Here is a 19974-nt window from a genome sequence, read left to right on the forward strand (position 1 = left end):
CCACGAGAGGCAGGCCTGCCATGACACCCGCCGTACTGCGTTGGTGGGAACTGCGGCGGGGTGACCGGGTCACGCATTTCGACTACGGCACCGGAACGGTCGACGGTGCCGGACCCCTGCTGATCTACATCACGTGGGACAACCCTGATGAGGAACTGCGTCACCATACATCGGAGATCGTCAGGTACCTCCACTTGTTGGCTCGTCCGGAGGGCTCGAGTTCTTCGGTGGTCTAGTGGGACTGTCTTCGACAGTCGTGGAAAGGCTTTCGGTGGGGGATGCTGGAGTGTTACCCAAGAGGCATGCATGGTTCGCTGCCGGGGAAGGCCGCCGAGATCCGGGCGTTGTTGCTGAGTTTGATCGACACGCTGCCGGAGGGCGCTGCGCTGCCGCCCGAACGGGAGCTGGCCGTGCGCTGGAACGTGGCACGGATGACGTTGCGTCGCGCCGTCGACGAGCTCGTGATCGAAGAGCTGCTGGTACGGCGGCATGGCAGCGGCACGTACACGACTCGTCCGAAGGTGGCGCGCTGGCTGGGCATGATCGGGTTCTCGGAGGACATCCGCCGGCGCGGTATGCGCCCGGGTACCACCATGCTCGAGTTCCGCCATCAGAAGGCCGAGCGAGCGGCTGCGCGGCGGCTGCGGATTCCGGTTGGTGATCCGATCATCGCGTTCACCCGGCTGCGGCTCGCGGACGACTTCCCGATGGTTGTCGAGCGGACCACTTTGCCCGCGGCGTACGTGCCGGGGGTGGAGGCCGAGGACCTCAACGGTTCGCTGTACGACCTCCTCACCAACCGCTACGGCATCGACGTGGTCAGCGGGACCTCGCGCCTCGAACCCGTGATGCCCGACGCCAAGACCGCCGGCTGGCTCGACATCCCGGTCACCCAGCCCTGCCTCGCCACCCATGGCATCAGCTTCGACAGCCGCGACCGCGTCTTCGAGTACACGTCGGCCCTCTACCGTGGCGATCGCTACGCGTTCACCACCGAGCTCCGGATGACGCAAACACCAAGGTCGCGCGCCACCAGTTTCTAAATGTCGAGGACGTCCGACCCGCTCCGACGTCGCCGACATGATCGAGAAAAACCTGCAACTCGCCGACGGCCGGACACTGCATGTGTACGACGCTGGGTCGGACGGCATACCAGTGATCTGGAACCACGGCACCCCGAACGTCGGTGCCCCACCCGAACCGCTCTTCGCCGCGGCCGAACGCCGAGGCCTCCGCTGGATCTCGTTCGACCGCCCCGGGTACGGCGGTTCGACCCCGGACCGCGGACGCACGGTGGCTTCGGTCGCCCATGACACCGAGCGGGTGGCGGACGCACTCGGGCTCGACCGGTTCGCGGTCGTCGGCTACTCCGGTGGCGGAACGTTTGCGCTCGGAACCGCCGCCGTGCTCGGTGATCGGGTCCGCGCGGTCGTCACGCTGGCCGCGATCGCGCCGTACGGGGCTGAGGGTTTGGACTGGTACGCCGGCATGGTCCCGTCGGGAATCGCGGCCCTCGGTAGCGCAGCGGCCGGTGCCGAGGTGCGAGCCGCCTTGCACGACTCGGGTTTCGAGTACGACGCCGGCTTCGCCGCTGCCGACCACCGCCTTTTCGACGGCCCATGGGGTTGGCTGGGCAAGGTCGCCGGCCCCGGACTCGACTCCGGCCCATACGGCCAGATCGACGACGACGCGTCGTACACGCGTCCCTGGGGCTGCGACCTCAAGACGATCACAGCGCCAATCCTCCTGTTGCACGGAACCGCGGACCGCATCATCCCGCCCTCACACGGCAGCTGGCTCGCCACGCACCTCCCGACGGCAACCCTGCAGATTCACGATGGCGCGAGCCACTTCACGATTGTCGAGCACGCGGAGGAGGGGCTCGAATGGCTGGCAGCGCAGAACTGACGCCGTACGTGATCGAGGTCCCGGAGGAGCAACTCACCGACCTCCGCCGACGACTGGCCGGCATCCGGTCGAGGCTCGAGCCGGACCTCCAGAAGCTGGTCGACTACTGGCGTGACGAGTACGACTGGCGTGCGTGGGAGCGACGGCTGAACCAGTATCCGCAGTACACGACAACGATCGACGGAACGAACGTCCACTTCCTGCACATCCGCTCACCCCGGCCGACCGCGTTCCCGCTGATCCTCTCGCACGGCTGGCCGGGTTCGATCGTCGAGTACGTCGACGTGATCGGCCCGCTGACCGACCTCGGCTACGACCTCGTCATCCCGTCCCTACCCGGCTACACGTGGTCAGGTCCGACGCCAGACCGCGGCTGGGGACCACGCCGGATCGCTCGCGCCTGGGCGGCGCTGATGGAACGCCTGGGCTACCACCGGTACGGCGCGGCCGGCAACGACTGGGGTTCGCACATCGCCCCGGAGCTAGGCCGAGTCGCGCCGGACGCAGTCACCGGCGTACACGTCACCCAGCTCTTCTGCTTCCCCGAAGGTGAGTGGCTGGCCTACCCGCCAAGTGTGGAGCCCGACCGTACGGCGTTGAGCGCCGCCGACCGAGAAGCCCTCGACGGCCTGCGCGATCTCCAGCGCTCATCCAGTTGCTACGCCCACGTCCACGCCCAACGCCCGCACGTCCTCGCAACCGCCCTGAACGACTCGCCAGTCGGTCTCCTCGACTGGAACCGCCAGGTCATGGGCGATCTCGACCCAGACACCCTCCTCACCCACATCACGGCGTACTGGCTCACCGGAACCGCGGCCTCCGCCATGCAGCTCTACGCCGAATACGCCCGCCAGCCAGCCCCCGGCGCCCCAACCACAGTCCCCTTGGCCGTCTCCTCATTCCGCGACGACCTCACCCCAATCCGCGCCTACGCCACCCGAGACCACGCCAACATCACCACCTGGACCCAACACAACACCGGCGGCCACTACGCCGCCCACCAAGCCCCCGATCTCCTCATCGAAGACCTCCACACCTTCTTCACCAGCTACCGCTGACCCCTCGCCGCCGTTGCCTCCCGCACCGAGGCACCCGGTCAGCCAAGCGCTCTCATCACGACCCGGTACGACGTTGTGCACGGCTCAACCATCTGCGCGCTCGAAAGGTGGTCAAGGGGTGCTCAAGGTGACTCGCGCCCGCGATCTCGGGGTCCCGGGGCCATCCGGCTCAGCCATCTGCCTGGCCCGCGGGGCCCGGTGACCGCGGCTCCACGTCGCGTGGGGTTGACTAACCGAGCTCGTGGGTTCACCCATGAGGTTGTGGGTTCTGAACCCGCATGCGAGTGCAGAACCCACAAGCGGATGGGGGAACCCATCAGATTGCGGAGGTGGAGGGGCGCGACCATCCGCCGATCAGAGGGCGGAGGTGGTGGGGGTGGCGGCGGTGCGGCTCAGCAGCTCGGTCTGGGCGTGGTCGGTGGCGGTGGCTATGGCGCCTACCAGGGAGGCTCGGTCGCCGAGGGTGGAGCGGATGACGGCTACGGGGACGGGGAGGGTGGCGGCTAGTTCGGCTACTCGGGCGGCGAGGAGTTCGTTGTCGCCGATGCCGCCGGTGAGGATGACGGTTTCGGGGTCGACGATGGCGGACAGCGCTGCGACGATCTCGTGGATGCGGCGGCACTCGTCCTCGACCAGGGAGAGCGCGTAGTCGTCACCGGCGCGCGCTCGATCGAAGAGGTCTTGCACGTCACGCAGGGCTGGGTCGAGGGCACGCGCCTCGCGCAGGAGGGCGAGACCACCCGCCTCATCCGGTTCGGTCGGCGTACCGCGTCGGGCGTGTGTTGTCGGCAGGAAGCCAACCTCACCAGCAGCGCCATGAGCACCGCGCAGCAGCGAACCGTTGTGCATGATCCCGGCACCGACACCCGCGCCGATCGCGATCACCGCAAACGTCGACAGCGAACTCCCCGCCCCGTGCCGGTGTTCACCGATCGCGGCCAGGTTGACGTTGTTCTCCAGCAGCACCGGCCCGTCGATCCCCGCGGCCAACTGCGAGTACAGGTCGTACGGCGTCTCCTGCCCAAGGTTCCATGCGTACCGAACCATCGGATCGTTGGTCAGATTCACCGCACCCGGCGTGGACACCCCAGCAGCCAACAACGGTACGGCGGATCGCCCGGCCTCAGCTCGTGCTTCCGCCAAGAGCTCAACCGCCTGCCGTACGACGCTCTCCGCGCCCTTCGCCTGAGTAGCGCGCTTCAGCTCAACCAGCGGCGTCCCGCTGACATCACACACGGCGACCCGGAGATTCGTGCCGCCGATGTCGATCGCCGCAACACATCCCGCGGCGGACGGAACGCCGTACAAGGTGGCGGTCCGCCCAGGCAGGCCGCTGCGTTGGCCGAGTGACTCGACCAACCCCAGCGCCTCGAGCCGCTCGACAGCGGCGAAGACCGTCGGACGAGAGAGCGCACACGCGACGGCGAGCTCGGAGCGCGTCTGCGGTCCGGACTGCGCGAGCAGGCGTGCGAGGACCACGCTCGCGCTCGGCGTACCGCCGACAACACGGTTCACACATCACCTCTGCAGAGTTCTTGACTCCCTCGTCAGCCCTGATGATACTGCCCGTATGTTAGGAAAGTTGCCTAACAAATAAAAGACCTGGAGTGGGGCGACGATGGTGGCGATCGACAGGCGGACCGTGTTGAAGACGGCCGGTGGGGCCGGACTGGCGGCCTTGCTGGCCGCGTGCAGCGGGGGCAAGGGCGCGACCACGGGGGACCAGGGCAGTGGCAGCAGCGGTGAGATCCGCGCGCTGTTCATGAAACAGGCGGCGTACACCGAGGAGGACGTCACCAAGATGACGGCCTCGTTCACGGCCGCGAACCCCGGCATCAAGGTGACGCCGGAGTTCGTCGCCTACGAGGCGCTGCACGACAAGATCGTCGCCGCCGGCCCGGCCGGGACGTACGACGTGGTGCTGATCGACGTGATCTGGCCGGCCGAGTTCGGCAGCAAGAAGATGATCACCGATGTCACCGCGCAGTGGGACGGCGCGTGGAAGACCGACATGCTCGCCGGTGCGATCGCCACCGCCGAGTACGACCAGAAGCTGTACGGCGTCCCGTGGATCATGGACACCAAGTACTTCTTCTACAACGAGGCCCATCTCGCGACCGCCGGTGTGAACCCGCACTGGCTCGACACCTGGGACGGTGTCCTGCAGGGCGCGCAGAAGCTGAAGGCGGCCGGGGTCGTGAAGTACCCGTTCATCTGGTCCTGGCAGCAGGCCGAGGCGCTGGTCTGCGACTACGCCCAACTGCTCGGAGCGATGGGTGGCAAGTTCCTCGACGATTCGGGCAAGGCTGCCTTCAACGCCGGCGGAGGGGTCCAGGCGTTGGAGTTCATGCGGAAGACGATCGTCGACGGACTCAGCAACCCGGCCTCGACGCAGTCGCTGGAGGCCGACGTACAGCGGGTGTTCCAGGCCGGTCAGGCCAGCATGGTGCTGAACTGGACCTACATGTACGGCGCGGCCAACGACGCCAAGCAGAGCAAGATCGCCGGCAAGGTCAAGGTCGTCCAGACGCCGAAGGGCAGCGCGGGCCGGCCGGGCGTCAACGGCGGGATGGCGCTATGCGTGACCGCGGGCAGCAAGAACCAGGCGGCCGCGTTCAAGTACATCTCGCACCTCACCAGCCAGCCCGAGCAGAACAAGTACGCGCTCGACTCGCTGCCGGTTTGGAAGGACTCGTACGACGATCCCGCGGTCGTCAAGACGAACCCGGCCGTCGTACCGCAGGCGAAGAAGCAGCTCGACGATCTGATCCTGCGACCGCAGGCGAAGAACTACAACGCGATGTCGCAGGCGGTCCAGGCCGAGCTGCAGCAGGCTCTGCTCGGCCGCAAGCCGGCCCAGAAGGCGCTCGATGACGCGGCCGACAAGGCGAACAGCTTGCTGCAGTCGTGAAGCCGGTGCGGGTCCGCGGCGAGGGACGGTTCGCGCTGTTCCTGTTGTTGCCTGCGGCAATAGTCGTCTTCGGTGTGGTGCTCTACCCGGTACTCCGGACGCTGCTGATGTCGTTCTACAAGGTCGACAGCGCGATGCCCGGCAGCTATCCGTTCGCCGGGTTGAGCAACTACACGAAGGTCTTCAGCGACCCGTCGTTCTACCCGGTGCTCGGGCACACGGCGTACTTCACGATCGTCTCGACCGCGGCCGAGCTCGTGCTAGGGATGGGTGTGGCACTGCTGCTCAACGCGCCGCTGCGCTTCAAATGGTTGTGGCGCAGCCTGGTCGTACTGCCGTGGGCGCTGCCGACGATCGTCAACGGCGCGCTGTGGCGCTGGATCGACAACGGCCAGTACGGCGTCCTCAACCAGCTGCTCGGCACCGAGATCCAGTGGCTGGGCTCGCCGTTCCTCGCGCTCAACATGGTGATCGTCGCCGACGTCTGGAAGAACACCTCGATCGTCGCGTTCTTCCTGCTCGCCGGGTTGCAGACGATCCCGGCCGAACTGCGCGAGGCAGCGGTCGTGGACGGTGCCTCGACCTGGCGGACCTTCTGGCAGGTCGTCGTACCGCTGCTGAAGCCGAGTATCGCGGTGGTGCTGGTACTGCGCACGATCGAGGCGTTCAAGGTGTTCGACATCGTCTACGTGATGACCGGCGGCGGTCCCGCCTCCGGCACTCAGACCGTTGCCTTCTACACCTATCTGCAGGCGTTCTCGAACCAGCTCTTCGGGTACGGCGCCGCTCTCGCCTACCTGATCGTGATCGCGGTCGGCGCGCTGGCGATGTTCTACCTGCGACTGCTCCGGCAGAACCAGATGGCGGGGATCTGATGCGCAAGTTCCAATACGCGATGTGCGGTCTGCTGGCGGTCGTCGTACTGGCGCCGTTCAGCTGGCTGGTGATCTCGAGCCTCTCGCCGGCCGACGAACTGACGAGTGGCTCGCTGTGGCCGGCGCATCCGACATTCTCGCGGTACGCCGACATCTTCACGTCGGGTGCCGACGGGATCGCCGGCACGTTCCGCGTCTCGATGGTGAACAGCCTGGTCGTCGCGTCGGCGACCACGCTGATCTCGCTGGTGGTCGGCTGCCTGGGCGGCTACGCGTTTGCCCGGTTGCGATTCCGCTTCCGCCGTACGACGTTGTTCGCGTTCCTGGCGATCTACATGCTGCCGCCGATCGCGTTGGTGATCCCGTTGTATTTGGCGCTGGCGAATCTGCAGCTACTGGACACGCAGCTCGGGCTGATCGTCACGTACTGCTCGATCGTCACGCCGTTCTGCTTGTGGACGATGAGCAACTTCTACCTCAGCCTGCCGCCGGAGCTTGAGGACGCGGCCCGTGTGGACGGGTGCTCGCGGCTGGGCGCGCTGGTCCGGATCGTGCTTCCGCTGGCTCGGCCGGGGATCGTGGCGACCGCGATGTTCGGGTTCCTGCTCGCGTGGGACGAATTCCTGTACTCGCTGATCTTCACCTCGACCACGAACTCCAAGACGATCCCGGTCGCGATCGCCGAATTCACCGGAAAGTTCTCGTCGGACTTCGGGCTGGTCGCGGCCGGCGGCGTACTGGCTGCTCTCCCGCCAGTTCTGCTCGCTCTTCTCTTCCAGCGCTACATCGTCAACGGCCTCACCGGAGCCGTCAAAGGCTGAGCCGTCAGCATGATTACTGTGCGGAGCTGATCGGTTACTACTGTCTCGTCATGGACCTGAAGACGCCGATCAGCACCGTCATCCCCTCCCTCGACGGCCCCGTCCTCCAGGTCCTGGCCCGCGCCGACGAGGGCCTGTCCGGCCGCGAGGTTCACAAACTCGCAGGTCAGGGCAGTGTCGCCGGAGTCCGCCTGGTCCTCCAACGCCTAGCCGCCACGGGCCTCGTCCACGTAGACGACGCCGGCAACTCCTTGTCCTACCGCCTGAACCGCAAGCACCTAACCGCCCCTGTCGTCGAGTTCCTGGCCGACCTCCGCACCGCCCTCGTCAACCGCATCGCCGACGAGTTGGCCGCCTGGCGCCTCCCCCCGGTCCACGCCTCCGCGTACGGCGCCCTGGCCCGAGCCGACGGCGATCTCGAATCCGACGTGGAACTCCTCCTCATCCGCCCCGATGACCTGGCCGCGACCGACCCCCTCTGGAACGAACAAGCCGCCCACCTCATGCAAACCGTCGTAGACCTGACCGGCAACCCAGCCCACGTCTTCGAACTAAGCCGAACCGAACTAGCCAACCACCTAGCCACCGAAGCCCCCATCCTCAACGACTGGACCCACCCCACCCTCCACCTCGCCGGCCTCCCCCTGGCCACACTGCAGGCCGAACCCGCCCAGGTGGGTTAGCGGCTGGGAACAGGGGTGGCATGGCCAACTACGAGGTCAACGACGCCGCAGTCGAGCACGCGCGCAAACTGATCGACTCCCGGCAGTACGTCCTCGACAGCGACTGGGGCGCCGTCCAACCACACGCAGACGCCCAGAACGCCTTCCTCGAAAAGCACACCTGGCCCGAGTACGCGGCCTGGCACCTAGGCCTCACCAAAGGCGCAAACGACGAAACCAAAGCCCGCTACGCCTTCGTGTACGGCGACCTCCGCCGCATCCACCGCTCAGGCCTGATCGCCTGCGTCTACCGAGCCTCCGAATGGCGCCACAAGAAGGTAGAGCTAGCCGCCCACGCCCTACTCCAACACCTAGACACCAAAGCCGGCCTCACCTAGCGACCGACCCCCTAGTGCCCAAAGGTGGGTCGCCTTCTCTTTGTGCACGAGATCCAACTTTGTGCACCCACCAACCATTTTCGCGGCCTCCGCGTGGTTGGTGGGTTCTCAAAGATGAACTTGGTGCACAAAGAGCAGCGGGCGTGTTGGGGAGCGGAGGGCTGCTCTTTGGGCGCGAGGTGAGGGGGTGGCGGGTCAATGGCCGAGTAGGGGGGACATCAGGCGGGCTAGTTGGCTGGTTCGGCCGGTGAGGCGTTCTTCGGTGTCGGCGAGGGTCATGGCGTGGAGGCCGGCGTTGATGCCTAGCCAGCGGAGGGGTTCGGGTTCCCAGCGGCGGGAGTGGTGGCCGACCCAGGGGAGGCGGGTTAGCGGGGTGTCGCGGCGGAGGATGAGGTCGGTGAGCGTTCGCCCGGCCAGGTTGGTCGTACTGACGCCGTCCCCGACATACCCGCCCGCCCACGCGAACCCGCCTTCGAGCCCGACCGACGCGCACCAGTCGCGCGGCACCCCGAGCGCCCCGCCCCACGCGTGCGTGAACTGCACGTCCTCCAACGCGAACAACGAACGCAGAGTCGACTGCAGCTTGGCGAAAACCCGAGGCTCCTCGTCGTACGACGGACGCACCCGCGACCGGAAGTGGTACGGCGCCCCACGTCCACCGAACACCAGTCGCCCATCGGCAGTCCGCTGCCCATAGATGATCAGATGCCGGTGATCACTGAACGAAGGCCGATCCGCCAACCCAATCCGGTCCCACGTCGCATCATCGAGCGGCTCAGTCGCCACCACCAACGAATACACCGGCGCCACCGCTCGCCCCGAGCCAGCGAGCCCAGGCGTGAACCCTTCGGTCGCGCGAACCACCACCTCCCCCCGCACAACCCCGTACGGCGTGACAGCCCGCCCACGCTCAATCGTGCTCACCGGCGTGTGTTCGTGGATCGTCACCCCGAGCGCCTCGACCACATCCGCCAGTCCCCGAACGAGCTTCCCCGGATGGATCACCGCACAGTGCGGAGTGAATGTTGCCCCCAGCACCTTTGTCGCGCGGACGTGCGACTCGACCTCGTCCCGTTCCAGGAACCGCAGATCGCCCGGACCCCACTCGCCAGCGGAAGCAACCTCGGCTCGCGCCCGCGCCAGCTGCGCCTGGGAGCGAGCCAGCACGATCGTCCCGCCCTTGTAGTAGTCGCAGTCGATCCCCTCGGCCGCGCTCACCAGGCCGACCTCGTTCACCGAATCCTGCATCGCCCGGTGCATGTCGATCGCCGCCGACCGGCTCGACCCCGGCAAGGCAGCCAGCTTCCGTGCGGACGCCGGGAACAACGCCGAGCACCAACCACCGTTCCGCCCAGAAGCCCCGAACCCGACCGTCTCCTGCTCCAGTACGACGATCCGCAGCGAAGGATCCGCCTTAGCCAGGTAATACGCCGTCCACAACCCGGTGTACCCCGCACCGACGATCACGACATCCGCGTCCCGATCCCCAGCGAGCGCGGGGCGCGCCGAGCGCACCCCGGTCGCGGAGTCGGCCCAGAGGTTCAGCGGACACCCCACGAGTACGTCTGCTTCACCAGCTTCAGATAGACGAAGCTTTCGGTGCTCTTCACGCCCTCGATCTGCCGAACGCGCTCGGACAGCACCTGCAGCAGGTGCTCATCGCTCTCGCACAACACCTCGATCAGCAGGTCGAAGGAGCCGGCCGTGATCACGACGTACTCGACCTCGTCCATCGCGGCCAGCTGTTCGGCGATCGGTTCCAACGCACCCTCGGCCTTGATCCCGATCATCGCCTGCCGGTCGAACCCGAGCTCGAGCGGATCGGTGACCGCGACCACCTGCATCACGCCGGCGTCGGTCAGCCGCTGGACGCGTTGCCGTACGGCGGCCTCGGACAGCCCGACCGCTTTCCCGATCGCGGCGTACGAACGCCGTCCGTCGACCTGGAGTTGTTCGATGATCGCCTTGGAGGTCTCGTCGAGCAGACCTTGGTTCTTGTCGGGGTGTCCTGTTCGTACTGGCACCCGCCTGATCTTACCGGTTGAAGCGGATTCCGTTGTGAAAATCCAGGTTTGCTACGGAATCCCTTGTCTCGATCTCAATGTTTTGACATTATCCACCGCGAAAGCCCCTGCAAAGGAGGTTGCGTGTGAGGCCTCGTCAGCCCTCGGTCGTCGGCCGCCGGACGGTTCTGCGCGGCCTCGGCCTGGGTGCGCTCGGCGCGGGTGCGCTGGCCGCCTGCGGGATCCCGCCCGCCCGGCAGAGTGCGGACAAGTGCATCAGCACCGACCAGTCGGGTAGTCAGAAGCAGCTGAACTTCTCGAACTGGCCGAGCTACATGGACGAGTCCGACGAGAAGGTCAACGGCAAGACCGTGCTGCCGACGCTGGAGGCGTTCCAGAAGCAGAGCGGGATCCAGGTCACCTACACCGCCGACGTCAACGACAACTCCGAGTTCTACGCGAAGGTCCGCGACCAGCTCGGTACCTGTCAGCCCAGCGGCCGCGACATCTTCGTGCTGACCGACTGGATGGCCGCCCGGATGGTCAGCCTCGGCTGGATCCAGAAGCTCGACCACGCCAAGGTGCCGAACGTCGACAAGTACCTCCTCCAGCAGCTCAAGTCCCCGCTGTGGGACCCGAACCGCGACTACAGCGTGCCGTGGCAGAGCGGTCTGACCGGGATCGCCTACAACGCCAAGGTCACCGGCGAGATCGGCAGCTGGACCGACCTGATCGGCAAGTCTGAGCTCAAGGGCCGGATCACGCTGCTGTCGGAGATGCCGGACACGATGGCGGTCATGCTGCGCCTGGTCGGCGCCGATCCCGCCAAGTTCAACGACGCCGAGTGGACGAAGGCGCTGGAGAAGCTGGAGAACTCCGTCGGCGCCGGCCAGATCCGCCGCTTCACCGGGAACGACTACGTGCAGGACCTGAACGACGGCAACATCGCCGCCTGTATGGCGTGGTCCGGCGACGTACTCGCGCTCCAGGCCGACAACGCCGATATCAAGTTCGTCGTACCGGAAGAGGGTCTCAACCTCTGGTCGGACAACATGCTGGTACCGAACAAGGCGACCCACAAGGCGAATGCGGAAGCCTTGATGAACTACTACTACGACCCGGAGGTCGCGGCCGAGCTGGCCGCGTGGGTCAACTACATCTGTCCGGTCGAAGGCGCCCGGCAGGCGATGGAGAAGATCGACCCCGAGCTGGTCGACAACCCGCTGGTCTTCCCCGACCAGGCCATGCTTTCGAAGACCTCGTCGTTCATGCCGCTCGACACGGCCAAGGCGAAGCTCTACGAAACCGACTTCAACCTCGCGATCGGGGGCTGATAGATGACCAGTGATTTAGTCCTCGAAGGCATCAGCAAGCAATTTGCTGGTCATCGAGCCGTCGACAACCTCGACCTGACCGTCCCCGCGGGCACCTTCTTCGCGCTGCTCGGCCCATCGGGCTGCGGGAAGACGACGACTCTGCGGATGATCGCCGGTTTGGAGGAACCGACCACCGGAACCATCCGCCTCGGCGACGACGAGATCACCGGACTGCGCCCGTACAAGCGCCCGGTGAACACCGTCTTCCAGAACTACGCGCTGTTCCCGCATCTCGACATCTTCGAGAACGTCGCGTTCGGGCTGAAGCGCCGCAAGGTCAAGGACTTCAAGCCAAAGGTCGAGGAGATGCTCGATCTGGTCGAGCTGAACGACTACGGCAAACGTCGCCCTGGGCAACTGTCTGGTGGCCAGCAGCAACGAGTTGCGTTGGCCCGCGCGCTGATCAACCGCCCGCAGGTCCTGCTGCTCGACGAACCGCTCGGTGCTCTCGACCTGAAGCTGCGCCGGCAGATGCAGCTAGAGCTGAAGCGGATCCAGACCGAGGTCGGCATCACCTTCGTGCACGTCACGCACGATCAGGAAGAGGCCATGACCATGGCCGACACGATCGCGGTGATGAACGGCGGGCTGATCGAGCAGCTGGGTAGCCCGGCCGAGCTGTACGACCTGCCGGCCACCACGTTCGTCGCGAACTTCCTCGGGCAGTCGAACCTGATCCGGGGCGCGATCATCGGCCAGGCCGACCAGAACCTGATCGTCGACGTCCAAGGCCGCAAGGTGCTCGTGCCGGCGGTCCGCTGCCGGGTCACCGAAGGCGAGGTCTGGCTGGGGATCCGGCCGGAGAAGGTGTTCCTCGCCCCGGCCGGCTCCGAGGACGGGGACGGTTCGAACCAGCTCCGCGGCGCGGTCGTCACGGACGTGAGTTACGTCGGCGTCAGCACGCAGTACCTGGCGAAGCTGCCGTGGGGTCAGGAGCTCACGGTCTTCGAGCAGAACACCGGCGCGCGCGACGCGTTCACGGCCGGCGACGCGGTCGACCTGCACTGGCGGCCGGCGCACAGCTTCCTGCTCGACGCGGCGCAGGACGCGCTGGCCGGGGTCGAGGACGTGGAATGAGCGCCGTCGGCCAGCTCGGCGCAGCCGCCCAGCCGACGTCGGCTCCGCCGCCACCGCGGTCCGGGCGGCGACTGACGGCGTACCTGCTGTTGCTCCCGGGCGGGCTCTGGCTGCTGCTGTTCTTCGTCGTCCCGCTGGTTTCGTTGCTAGCAGCAAGTTTGTACGATCCGAACGGGTCGATCGAGAACGGCTTCTCGATGACCTGGCACTGGCAGAACTTCGGTACGACGATGGCCGACTATGCGCGGCCGTTCCTGCGATCGCTGTGGTACGCGTTGTTGACCACGGCCTTCTGTCTGCTGCTCGGCTATCCGCTCGCCTATGCGATCGCGATGAAAGCCGGGCGCTGGAAGAACCTGATGCTGGCGCTGGTGATCGCGCCGTTCTTCACCAGCTTCCTGATCCGCACGCTCTCGTGGAAGTTGCTGCTCAGCGACAACGGTTTCGTCGTGGATGCGCTGAAATGGCTGCACATCCTCGGTCCTGATGGAAGGTTGCTCGCGACAACGGCCGCGGTCGTCACGGGTCTGACGTACAACTTCCTGCCGTTCATGGTGCTGCCGCTGTACGCGAGTCTGGAGAAGATCGACCGCCGCCTGATCGAGGCCGGCGGTGACTTGTTCGCGGGTCCGATGACGACGTTCCGGACAGTCACGTTGCCGTTGTCGATGCCGGGCGTGGTTGCGGGAACGCTGCTCACGTTCATCCCGGCGGCCGGTGACTACATCAACGCCCAACTCCTCGGTACGCCGAAGCAGCGGATGATCGGCAACGACATCCAGCGACTGTTCGCGGCCGGCGCCTATCCGACCGCGGCCGCGTTGTCGGTGACGCTGATGGCGGCGATCGTCGTACTGGTCCTGATCTACGTCCGCCGAGCCGGAACGGATGATCTCGTATGACGCGCCTCGGGCGGTTCGTCGGACGGCACCTGGTGATGGTGCTGGGTCTCATCGTGCTGCTGTATCTGTTCGCGCCGATCGTCGTCGTGATGCTGATGTCGTTCAACCAGCCGAAGGGGCGGTTGTCCTACACGTTCGACGGCTTCACCTGGGACAACTGGGCGAACCCGTGCCAGCCCTTCGGCCTGTGCGACGCGGTCAGTACCTCACTGCGGATCGGCCTGCTCGCGACCGTCGTCGCGACTGCACTCGGGACGCTGATGGCGTTCGCCATGGTGCGCCACCGCTTCCGCGGCCGGTCGGCGACAAACCTGTTCATCTTCTTGCCGATGGCGTCCCCGGAGATCGTCCTCGGGTCGTCGCTGCTGGCGCTGTTCGTGTCGAGCGGGTTCGGCGGCAAGCTCGGGTTCTGGACGATCCTGATCGCCCACGTGATGTTCTGCCTGTCATTCGTCGTGGTGACCGTGAAGGCACGACTGGCCGGTATGGACTCGCGGCTGGAACAGGCGGCGATGGACCTCTACGCGAACGAGTGGCAGACGTTCTGGCGGATCACCTTCCCTCTCGTCTTCCCCGGCATCATGGCCGCCGCCCTCCTGAGTTTCTCCCTGTCCTTCGACGACTTCATCATTACCAACCTGAACGCCGGCACCACCGTGACGTTCCCGATGTACGTCTGGGGATCCGCCCAACGCGACATCCCACCCCAGATCAACGTCGTCGGTACGGCGATGTTCCTCCTCGCCCTGTTCTTCGTCCTCCTCGGCGAAGTCGCCCGCCGACGCCGGGCGCGGAGCTGAGTGATGAGAATCGGCAGCGCGCTCCCGTTCCACACCAGGGGAGTTGAGTGGTGAGCGCGGCGGCGGCGCTGGCGGATGCGGCGCCCCAGGTCTTCTGGCTCGACGATCCCGCCGCGCCAGAACCGTTGCCTCCGCTGACCGGTCCGATTGCTGCCGACCTCGCAATCGTCGGCGGCGGGTACACCGGCTTGTGGACCGCGCTCCGCGCCAAGGAACGCTTCCCGCGCCTCGACGTCGTACTGCTCGAGGCGAACACCTGCGGTTCCGCCGCCAGCGGGCGCAACGGGGGTTTCTGCGACGCGAGCCTGACGCACGGGTACGCGAACGGCCTCGCCCGCTGGCCCGACGAACTCGCCACGATCGAACGAATCGGCACCGAGAACCTCGACGCGATCGGAGCCACGATCGCGCGACTCGGCATCGACTGCGACTGGCGCCGTACCGGCGAGCTCACGGTCGCGACCGCACCCCATCACGTCACCGAGCTGGCCGAAGAGGCGGCCGGACGCGACGACCTGGTGCTGCTGGACCAGGACGCCGTACGGGCGGAACTCAACTCGCCCACGTATCTCGGCGGGCTGTACGACCCGCACTCCACCGCGCTCGTCGAACCAGCCCGGCTGGCCTGGGGTCTCCGCCAAGCCTGCCTGGACCTCGGGGTGCGCATCCACGAGTACACCCGCGTGACCGCGCTCCACGACGGTCGGCTGAACACGACCAGCGGCTCAGTGCGGGCCGCGCGGATTGCCCTTGCTACCAACGCTTTCCCGTCACTCCTGCGTCGACTGCGACTCTTCACCGTCCCGGTCTACGACCTCGTGCTCGCGAGCGAGCCGCTGTCCCCGGCTCAACTCGACAGCATCGGCTGGCAGAACCGACAGGGCGTCGGCGATGCCTCGAACCTCTTCCACTACTACCGCCTGACCCGCGACAACCGGATCATCTGGGGCGGCTACACCCCGCTGTACCACTTCGGCAGCCGGATCAACCCGGCGTACGAGCAACGCACCGCCGTACACGCGATGCTCGCCGAACACTTCTTCACCACCTTCCCGCAACTGGAAGGACTCCGCTTCACCCACCGCTGGGGCGGCGTCATCGACACCAGCACCCGCTTCTGCGCCTTCTTCGGTACGGCGCACGCCGGCCGCACCGCCTACGCCCTCGGCTACACCGGCCTCGGCGTGGCCGCGACCCGCTTCGGCGCCGACGTCATCCTCGACCACCTGTACCGCGAATCCACCGAACGCACCGCACTCCGCATGGTCCGCACGCGCCCGATCCCCTTCCCACCCGAGCCCATCCGCTCTGCCGGCATCCACCTCACCCGCCACGCCATGTCCCAAGCCGACGCCAACGCCGGCCACCGAAACCTCTGGCTCCGAACCCTCGACCGACTAGGCCTCGGCTTCGACTTCTAAACCGCGTGAATCCGGTGCAGGTCGGCAAGGACATGTAGTAGGTGGCTACGCATACCGCCGCCAGCGCTCAGCGGGTAGCCCGCAGGCCGTCGTGGCGGGACTACTACGTGTTCTTAGCGTGGCGTCAGGCCTTGATGGTGGTGGGGGTTGCGGTGTTGTAGTGCTTGGCGTAGCCGTTTTCGACGCCGACGAGGATCTCGACGATGTCGAAGTAGTGGTCCCAGAAGCGGGTTTCGCGGAGGGCCTCGACGACCAGCTGGAACGACTCGTGGTCGGCGGCTTCCCAGACCCAGATGTCGGTGACTCGGGCTGAGTAGAACTCTGTGTCGTAGAAGCGGGAGCTGACGTTGCTGACGCGGTCGCGGACGGTGGGGAGTACCTCGGTCTCGAAGGCGGTGATGCGCTCGGCGACGGTCAGGTTGAGCCATTCGCGGCGCGTCTTGACCAGGATGAAAGCGGTGAGTTCGGACATCGTGTCTCCTCAGTTGGTGTAGGCGCCGGAGGTGATGTCTTCGATCAGGTCCGGTCCGGTGGGCTTCCAGTCGAGGAGGTCGCGGGTGATTGCGGACTTCGCGGTCATCGTGGTGGCGAAGAAGTGGCCGACGACTCCGAAGTGCGCGGCGGCGTCGGTCGGGTCGATCGACGTGACTGGTACGGCGAGCGCCGTACCGAGGGCTTCCGCGATCGCCTTGGTGGCAAGGCTTTCCTCGGCCACTGCGTGCAGACGCGAACCGGCGGGGGCGTGCTCGACGGCGAGGCGGATGAGACGCGCTGCGTCGGTGCGATGGACGGCCGACCAGGTGGTCGAGCCGTCGCCGATGTAGCCGGAGACCCCGTGCTTCCGCGCGGCCTCGGCGAGCCAGGTGACGAAACCCCAGTCTCCGCGTCCATGCACCGAGGGTGCGAAGCGGACCGCGGCCGAACGCACCCCTCGTACGGCGGCCTCCAGTGCGAGGTTCTCGCTGCCACCTCGGTCGGAGTCGGGGCCGACGGCCGGCGACGGGTCGGTCTCGACGACCGGGCGACCCTCGACGATGCCGGACAGGGCGTTGGCGATCACGAAGGGGCGGTCGGTACCGGCCAGGGTGTCGAGCATGGTCTCGACGGCAGCCCGCTCGGCGCGGTCGGACTCGGCCGGGTTGCCCCAGTCGTGCTTGTTGGCCAGGTGTACGACGGCGTCCGAATCCGCGGCGCCGAGCCGCAACGAGTCGAGGTCGTCGAGATCACCACGGTGCGCGATCGCGCCCTTCGCGGTGACGGCCGCGGCCGAGCTGTCCGAGCGGACGAGGCCGAGGACCTCGTGGCCGGCGGCGAGCAGTTCGTCGACGGTGGCGGAGCCGATCCAGCCCGAGGCTCCAGTGACAAAGACACGCATGACTTCTCCAGATCTATTTCGGTACACGGTGTCCATTAAATTAGCAATATCGAGTCACGCTGTCCAGCTATAGTTCTGCCATGGAGAGCAAGGTCGGCCGCCCCCGCAGCGAACGCGCCCGAGAAGCTGTGCTGCACGCAGTCGACGACCTACTGGTCGAAGTCGGGTACGCCGCAGTGACGATGAAGGGCATCGCCGAGCGCGCGGGCGTCTCCCGGCAGACCGTCTACCGCTGGTGGTCGACCAAGGCGGAAATCCTCTTCGAGGCCAGCGCCGCCGACGCCGAAGAAGAACTCGCCGTACCCCCCACCGGCGACACCCTCGGCGACCTGACCACCTACCTCCAGGCGCTCATCAACTTCCTGGCCAACACCCACGCCGGCGCCGCATACCGAGCCCTCATCGGCGAGGCCCAGCATGATCCCGAGGTAGCGCAACTCCTAGCAGGCAAAGACATCCTCGGCGACAGCGCCCGCACAGTCCTCGCCCGAGCAACCCCCGACCACGACCTGGACGACGCCTCAGCCCGCCTGATCGGCCCCGTCTTCTTCGCCATCATGAGCGGCCGCGGCCCGAGCAGACTCGACCCACAAGAGTTGGCGCGCCGGTTCCTCGCCTAGCGCGTGTGTGCGGGCTGCCTGGGCTAGGAGAAGGCCGGCCGGCAAGGAACCTCTCGCGGGGCTTCCCGCTCTACTCCGAGGTGCGACGTCCCGGGTCGGATCCGAGTGGACGGGGTCAAGGCGGTTGGCCCGGAGGCGGGCTAATGGCGGCCAATGCGCGGCTGCGGCGAGTACCCCACGCGGCCTCCGGCGGTAGCCGTCACGTGCGCGGCAGCGCATCACCCCGGCGTAGCCGGAGAAGGAACTAAGGGCGGGTGGGGGAGCGAGCGCAGCGAAGCGGGGGACGCGGGCGATGAGCCCGCCACCGTGCGCGGAAGCGCACAGGTCCGGCGGTAGCCGGAGGTGGCGGGCGGGTGTGGAACTACAGCTTGGATTCGGCTTCGACTAGTACTGCGCGGATCGTTTGTTCCATTTCGTCGAAGTGGGACTGGTCGCAGATCAGGGGTGGGGAGAGTTGGATGACGGGGTCGCCGCGGTCGTCGGCTCGGCAGTAGAGGCCGGCGTCGAACAAGGCTTTGGAGAGGAAGCCGCGGAGGAGACGTTCGGACTCGTCGGCGTTGAAGGTTTCCTTGGTGGCTTTGTCCTTCACGAGTTCGATGCCGTAGAAGAAGCCTGCACCGCGGACGTCGCCGACCAAGGGCAGATCGAGCAGCTTGTCGAGTGTGGCCCGGAAGTCCCCCTCGTGGTCCCGGACGTGCTCGTTGATGCCTTCGCGCTCGAAGATGTCCAGATTGGCCAGCGCGACCGCGGCGGATACGGGGTGGCCGCCGAAGGTGTAGCCGTGGGCGAAGCTGGTGTCGCCCTTGGCGAACGGCTCGAAGAGGCGGTCGGTGGCGATGGCGGCGCCTAGGGGTGAGTAGCCGGAGGTGATGCCTTTGGCGCAGGTGATGATGTCGGGCTGGTAGCCGTAGCGTTCGGCGCCGAACATGGTGCCGAGGCGGCCGAAGGCGCAGATGACTTCGTCGCTGACCAGCAGTACGTCGTACTCGTCGCAGATCTCGCGGACCCGCTGGAAGTACCCGGGTGGTGGCGGGAAGCAGCCGCCCGCGTTCTGCACGGGCTCGAGGAAGACCGCGGCGACGGTGTCGGCGCCCTCGTTCTCGATCGCCACCGCGATCTGGTCGGCAGCCCACCGCCCGAAGGCCTCTTCATCATCACCAAAAACAGGTGCCCGGTAGAAGTTCGTGTTCGGCACCCGGAAGGTCGACGGCACGAGCGGCTCGTACGGCGCCTTCAGGTCGGGCAGCCCAGTGATCGACAACGCGCCATGTGTGGTGCCGTGGTAAGCGATCGCCCGGCTGATCACCTTATGCTTTCCAGGCTTACCGGTGAGCTTGAAGTACTGCTTCGCGAGCTTCCACGCGGTCTCGACGGCCTCGCCGCCACCGCTGGTGAAGAACACCCGGTTCAGGTCGCCCGGCGCATATCCAGCCACCCGCTCGGCGAGCTCGATCGACTTCGGATGCGCGTAGGACCACAGCGGGAAGAAGGCGAGCTCGGAGGCTTGCTTCGCGGCGGCTTCGGCGAGTTCGGTCCGCCCGTGGCCCAGTTGGCTGACGAAGAGGCCGGCCAGTGCGTCGAGGTAGCGCTTGCCCTGAGCGTCGTAGATGTAGGCGCCGTCACCGCGGACGATCACCGGTACGTCGGCCTTGTCGTAGCTCGACATCCGGGTGAAGTGCATCCAGAGGTGGTCGCGCGCTGACTGCTGCAGCTTGGCGAATTCGGCATCGCCGATCGTGTCGGACGACATGTCGGATCCCTCGTCTC

At 66.6% G+C, this 19974-nt stretch carries 21 protein-coding genes; 15 read left to right on the forward strand and 6 right to left on the reverse strand.

Going from position 1 to position 19974, the window contains the following annotated elements:
* Nucleotides 1-20: 20 nt before the first annotated feature.
* From ABD231_RS33230 to ABD231_RS33245, 4 genes are all read left to right on the forward strand, one after another.
* A complete protein-coding gene (locus ABD231_RS33230) occupies nt 21-236 on the forward strand; it encodes a hypothetical protein (protein WP_344161020.1) in 216 nt (71 codons plus the stop codon).
* 66 nt (nt 237-302) lie between these two features.
* Nucleotides 303-1043, forward strand: a complete 741-nt coding sequence (locus ABD231_RS33235) for a GntR family transcriptional regulator (RefSeq protein WP_344161023.1) — start codon at nt 303-305, stop codon at nt 1041-1043.
* Nucleotides 1044-1080: 37 nt separating this feature from the next.
* On the forward strand, nt 1081-1908 hold the full coding sequence (locus tag ABD231_RS33240; RefSeq protein WP_344161026.1) for an alpha/beta fold hydrolase: 828 nt from the start codon (nt 1081-1083) through the stop codon (nt 1906-1908).
* Nucleotides 1887-2966, forward strand: coding sequence for an alpha/beta fold hydrolase (locus tag ABD231_RS33245; RefSeq protein ID WP_344161029.1), 1080 nt, complete (start codon nt 1887-1889; stop codon nt 2964-2966). The genes ABD231_RS33240 and ABD231_RS33245 overlap by 22 nt, the downstream gene beginning before the upstream one ends.
* Before the next feature lie 354 nt (nt 2967-3320).
* Here the strand turns inward: ABD231_RS33245 and ABD231_RS33250 are convergent, their stop codons facing one another.
* A complete protein-coding gene (locus ABD231_RS33250) occupies nt 3321-4481 on the reverse strand; it encodes an ROK family transcriptional regulator (protein ID WP_344161032.1) in 1161 nt (386 codons plus the stop codon).
* Between the two features lie 103 nt (nt 4482-4584).
* On the opposite strand from ABD231_RS33250, the gene ABD231_RS33255 reads away from it, so the two are divergent.
* From ABD231_RS33255 to ABD231_RS33275, 5 genes are read left to right on the forward strand one after another with little or no spacing between them, the layout of a single operon-like run.
* A complete protein-coding gene (locus ABD231_RS33255; protein ID WP_344161035.1) occupies nt 4585-5877 on the forward strand; it encodes an extracellular solute-binding protein in 1293 nt (430 codons plus the stop codon).
* Nucleotides 5874-6752 (forward strand): carbohydrate ABC transporter permease, encoded by an 879-nt coding sequence (locus ABD231_RS33260; RefSeq protein WP_344161037.1) that lies wholly within the window; start codon nt 5874-5876, stop codon nt 6750-6752. Before ABD231_RS33255 ends, ABD231_RS33260 begins: the two co-directional genes overlap by 4 nt.
* The gene (locus tag ABD231_RS33265; RefSeq protein WP_344161040.1) at nt 6752-7573 is read left to right on the forward strand and encodes a carbohydrate ABC transporter permease; all 822 of its coding nucleotides are present in this window, start codon (nt 6752-6754) and stop codon (nt 7571-7573) included. The genes ABD231_RS33260 and ABD231_RS33265 overlap by 1 nt, the downstream gene beginning before the upstream one ends.
* 50 nt (nt 7574-7623) lie before the next feature.
* Nucleotides 7624-8256: a hypothetical protein gene (locus ABD231_RS33270; RefSeq protein WP_344161043.1), complete on the forward strand. Its 633-nt coding sequence runs from the start codon at nt 7624-7626 to the stop codon at nt 8254-8256.
* A gap of 20 nt (nt 8257-8276) precedes the next feature.
* Nucleotides 8277-8633, forward strand: a complete 357-nt coding sequence (locus ABD231_RS33275) for a hypothetical protein (protein WP_344161046.1) — start codon at nt 8277-8279, stop codon at nt 8631-8633.
* 195 nt (nt 8634-8828) lie between these two features.
* Here the strand turns inward: ABD231_RS33275 and ABD231_RS33280 are convergent, their stop codons facing one another.
* Together ABD231_RS33280 and ABD231_RS33285 are read right to left on the reverse strand one after the other, a co-directional pair.
* On the reverse strand, nt 8829-10190 hold the full coding sequence (locus ABD231_RS33280; protein ID WP_344161049.1) for an NAD(P)/FAD-dependent oxidoreductase: 1362 nt from the start codon (nt 10188-10190) through the stop codon (nt 8829-8831).
* Nucleotides 10175-10657 (reverse strand): Lrp/AsnC family transcriptional regulator, encoded by a 483-nt coding sequence (locus ABD231_RS33285; RefSeq protein WP_344161052.1) that lies wholly within the window; start codon nt 10655-10657, stop codon nt 10175-10177. Before ABD231_RS33285 ends, ABD231_RS33280 begins: the two co-directional genes overlap by 16 nt.
* 125 nt (nt 10658-10782) lie before the next feature.
* Between ABD231_RS33285 and ABD231_RS33290 the strand changes: the two genes are divergently transcribed.
* Genes ABD231_RS33290 through ABD231_RS33310 form a run of 5 tightly spaced genes read left to right on the forward strand, consistent with a single transcriptional unit; the run spans nt 10783 to nt 16212 of the window.
* A complete protein-coding gene (locus ABD231_RS33290; protein WP_344161055.1) occupies nt 10783-11970 on the forward strand; it encodes a polyamine ABC transporter substrate-binding protein in 1188 nt (395 codons plus the stop codon).
* Nucleotides 11971-11973: 3 nt separating this feature from the next.
* Nucleotides 11974-13089, forward strand: a complete 1116-nt coding sequence (locus ABD231_RS33295) for an ABC transporter ATP-binding protein (RefSeq protein WP_344161058.1) — start codon at nt 11974-11976, stop codon at nt 13087-13089.
* Nucleotides 13086-13991, forward strand: a complete 906-nt coding sequence (locus tag ABD231_RS33300; RefSeq protein ID WP_344161061.1) for an ABC transporter permease — start codon at nt 13086-13088, stop codon at nt 13989-13991. Before ABD231_RS33295 ends, ABD231_RS33300 begins: the two co-directional genes overlap by 4 nt.
* On the forward strand, nt 13988-14791 hold the full coding sequence (locus tag ABD231_RS33305) for an ABC transporter permease (protein ID WP_344161064.1): 804 nt from the start codon (nt 13988-13990) through the stop codon (nt 14789-14791). The genes ABD231_RS33300 and ABD231_RS33305 overlap by 4 nt, the downstream gene beginning before the upstream one ends.
* Before the next feature lie 50 nt (nt 14792-14841).
* Complete coding sequence (locus ABD231_RS33310; RefSeq protein WP_344161067.1) at nt 14842-16212, forward strand: NAD(P)/FAD-dependent oxidoreductase; 1371 nt, start codon at nt 14842-14844, stop codon at nt 16210-16212.
* 124 nt (nt 16213-16336) lie between these two features.
* Here the strand turns inward: ABD231_RS33310 and ABD231_RS33315 are convergent, their stop codons facing one another.
* On the reverse strand, nt 16337-16684 hold the full coding sequence (locus ABD231_RS33315; protein WP_344161070.1) for a darcynin family protein: 348 nt from the start codon (nt 16682-16684) through the stop codon (nt 16337-16339).
* A gap of 9 nt (nt 16685-16693) precedes the next feature.
* A complete protein-coding gene (locus ABD231_RS33320; protein WP_344161073.1) occupies nt 16694-17587 on the reverse strand; it encodes an SDR family oxidoreductase in 894 nt (297 codons plus the stop codon).
* An 80-nt stretch (nt 17588-17667) separates the two neighbouring features.
* Here ABD231_RS33320 and ABD231_RS33325 point away from each other — a divergent pair, with 80 nt between their 5' ends.
* Nucleotides 17668-18207 carry a TetR/AcrR family transcriptional regulator gene (locus ABD231_RS33325; RefSeq protein ID WP_344161076.1) on the forward strand — a complete coding sequence of 180 codons (540 nt, stop codon included), beginning with the start codon at nt 17668-17670 and terminating at the stop codon, nt 18205-18207.
* Between the two features lie 361 nt (nt 18208-18568).
* On the opposite strand, the gene ABD231_RS33330 is transcribed toward ABD231_RS33325, so the two are convergent.
* Nucleotides 18569-19957, reverse strand: a complete 1389-nt coding sequence (locus ABD231_RS33330) for an aspartate aminotransferase family protein (protein ID WP_344161079.1) — start codon at nt 19955-19957, stop codon at nt 18569-18571.
* Nucleotides 19958-19974: the final 17 nt, after the last annotated feature.

Source organism: Kribbella yunnanensis (assembly GCF_039529655.1).
Lineage (GTDB): Bacteria > Actinomycetota > Actinomycetes > Propionibacteriales > Kribbellaceae > Kribbella > Kribbella yunnanensis.

Excerpts from the sequence above, each read along its gene's own strand:
- ABD231_RS33245 (WP_344161029.1), top strand. The coding sequence starts at position 1,887 with ATGGCTGGCAGCGCAGAACTGACGCCGTACGTGATCGAGGTCCCGGAG.
- ABD231_RS33240 (WP_344161026.1), top strand. The coding sequence starts at position 1,081 with ATGATCGAGAAAAACCTGCAACTCGCCGACGGCCGGACACTGCATGTG.
- ABD231_RS33295 (WP_344161058.1), top strand. The coding sequence starts at position 11,974 with ATGACCAGTGATTTAGTCCTCGAAGGCATCAGCAAGCAATTTGCTGGT.
- ABD231_RS33300 (WP_344161061.1), top strand. The coding sequence starts at position 13,086 with ATGAGCGCCGTCGGCCAGCTCGGCGCAGCCGCCCAGCCGACGTCGGCT.
- ABD231_RS33275 (WP_344161046.1), top strand. The coding sequence starts at position 8,277 with ATGGCCAACTACGAGGTCAACGACGCCGCAGTCGAGCACGCGCGCAAA.
- ABD231_RS33320 (WP_344161073.1), bottom strand. The coding sequence starts at position 17,587 with ATGCGTGTCTTTGTCACTGGAGCCTCGGGCTGGATCGGCTCCGCCACC.
- ABD231_RS33330 (WP_344161079.1), bottom strand. The coding sequence starts at position 19,957 with ATGTCGTCCGACACGATCGGCGATGCCGAATTCGCCAAGCTGCAGCAG.
- ABD231_RS33235 (WP_344161023.1), top strand. The coding sequence starts at position 303 with ATGCATGGTTCGCTGCCGGGGAAGGCCGCCGAGATCCGGGCGTTGTTG.
- ABD231_RS33305 (WP_344161064.1), top strand. The coding sequence starts at position 13,988 with ATGACGCGCCTCGGGCGGTTCGTCGGACGGCACCTGGTGATGGTGCTG.
- ABD231_RS33315 (WP_344161070.1), bottom strand. The coding sequence starts at position 16,684 with ATGTCCGAACTCACCGCTTTCATCCTGGTCAAGACGCGCCGCGAATGG.
- ABD231_RS33230 (WP_344161020.1), top strand. The coding sequence starts at position 21 with ATGACACCCGCCGTACTGCGTTGGTGGGAACTGCGGCGGGGTGACCGG.
- ABD231_RS33325 (WP_344161076.1), top strand. The coding sequence starts at position 17,668 with ATGGAGAGCAAGGTCGGCCGCCCCCGCAGCGAACGCGCCCGAGAAGCT.
- ABD231_RS33265 (WP_344161040.1), top strand. The coding sequence starts at position 6,752 with ATGCGCAAGTTCCAATACGCGATGTGCGGTCTGCTGGCGGTCGTCGTA.
- ABD231_RS33270 (WP_344161043.1), top strand. The coding sequence starts at position 7,624 with ATGGACCTGAAGACGCCGATCAGCACCGTCATCCCCTCCCTCGACGGC.
- ABD231_RS33255 (WP_344161035.1), top strand. The coding sequence starts at position 4,585 with ATGGTGGCGATCGACAGGCGGACCGTGTTGAAGACGGCCGGTGGGGCC.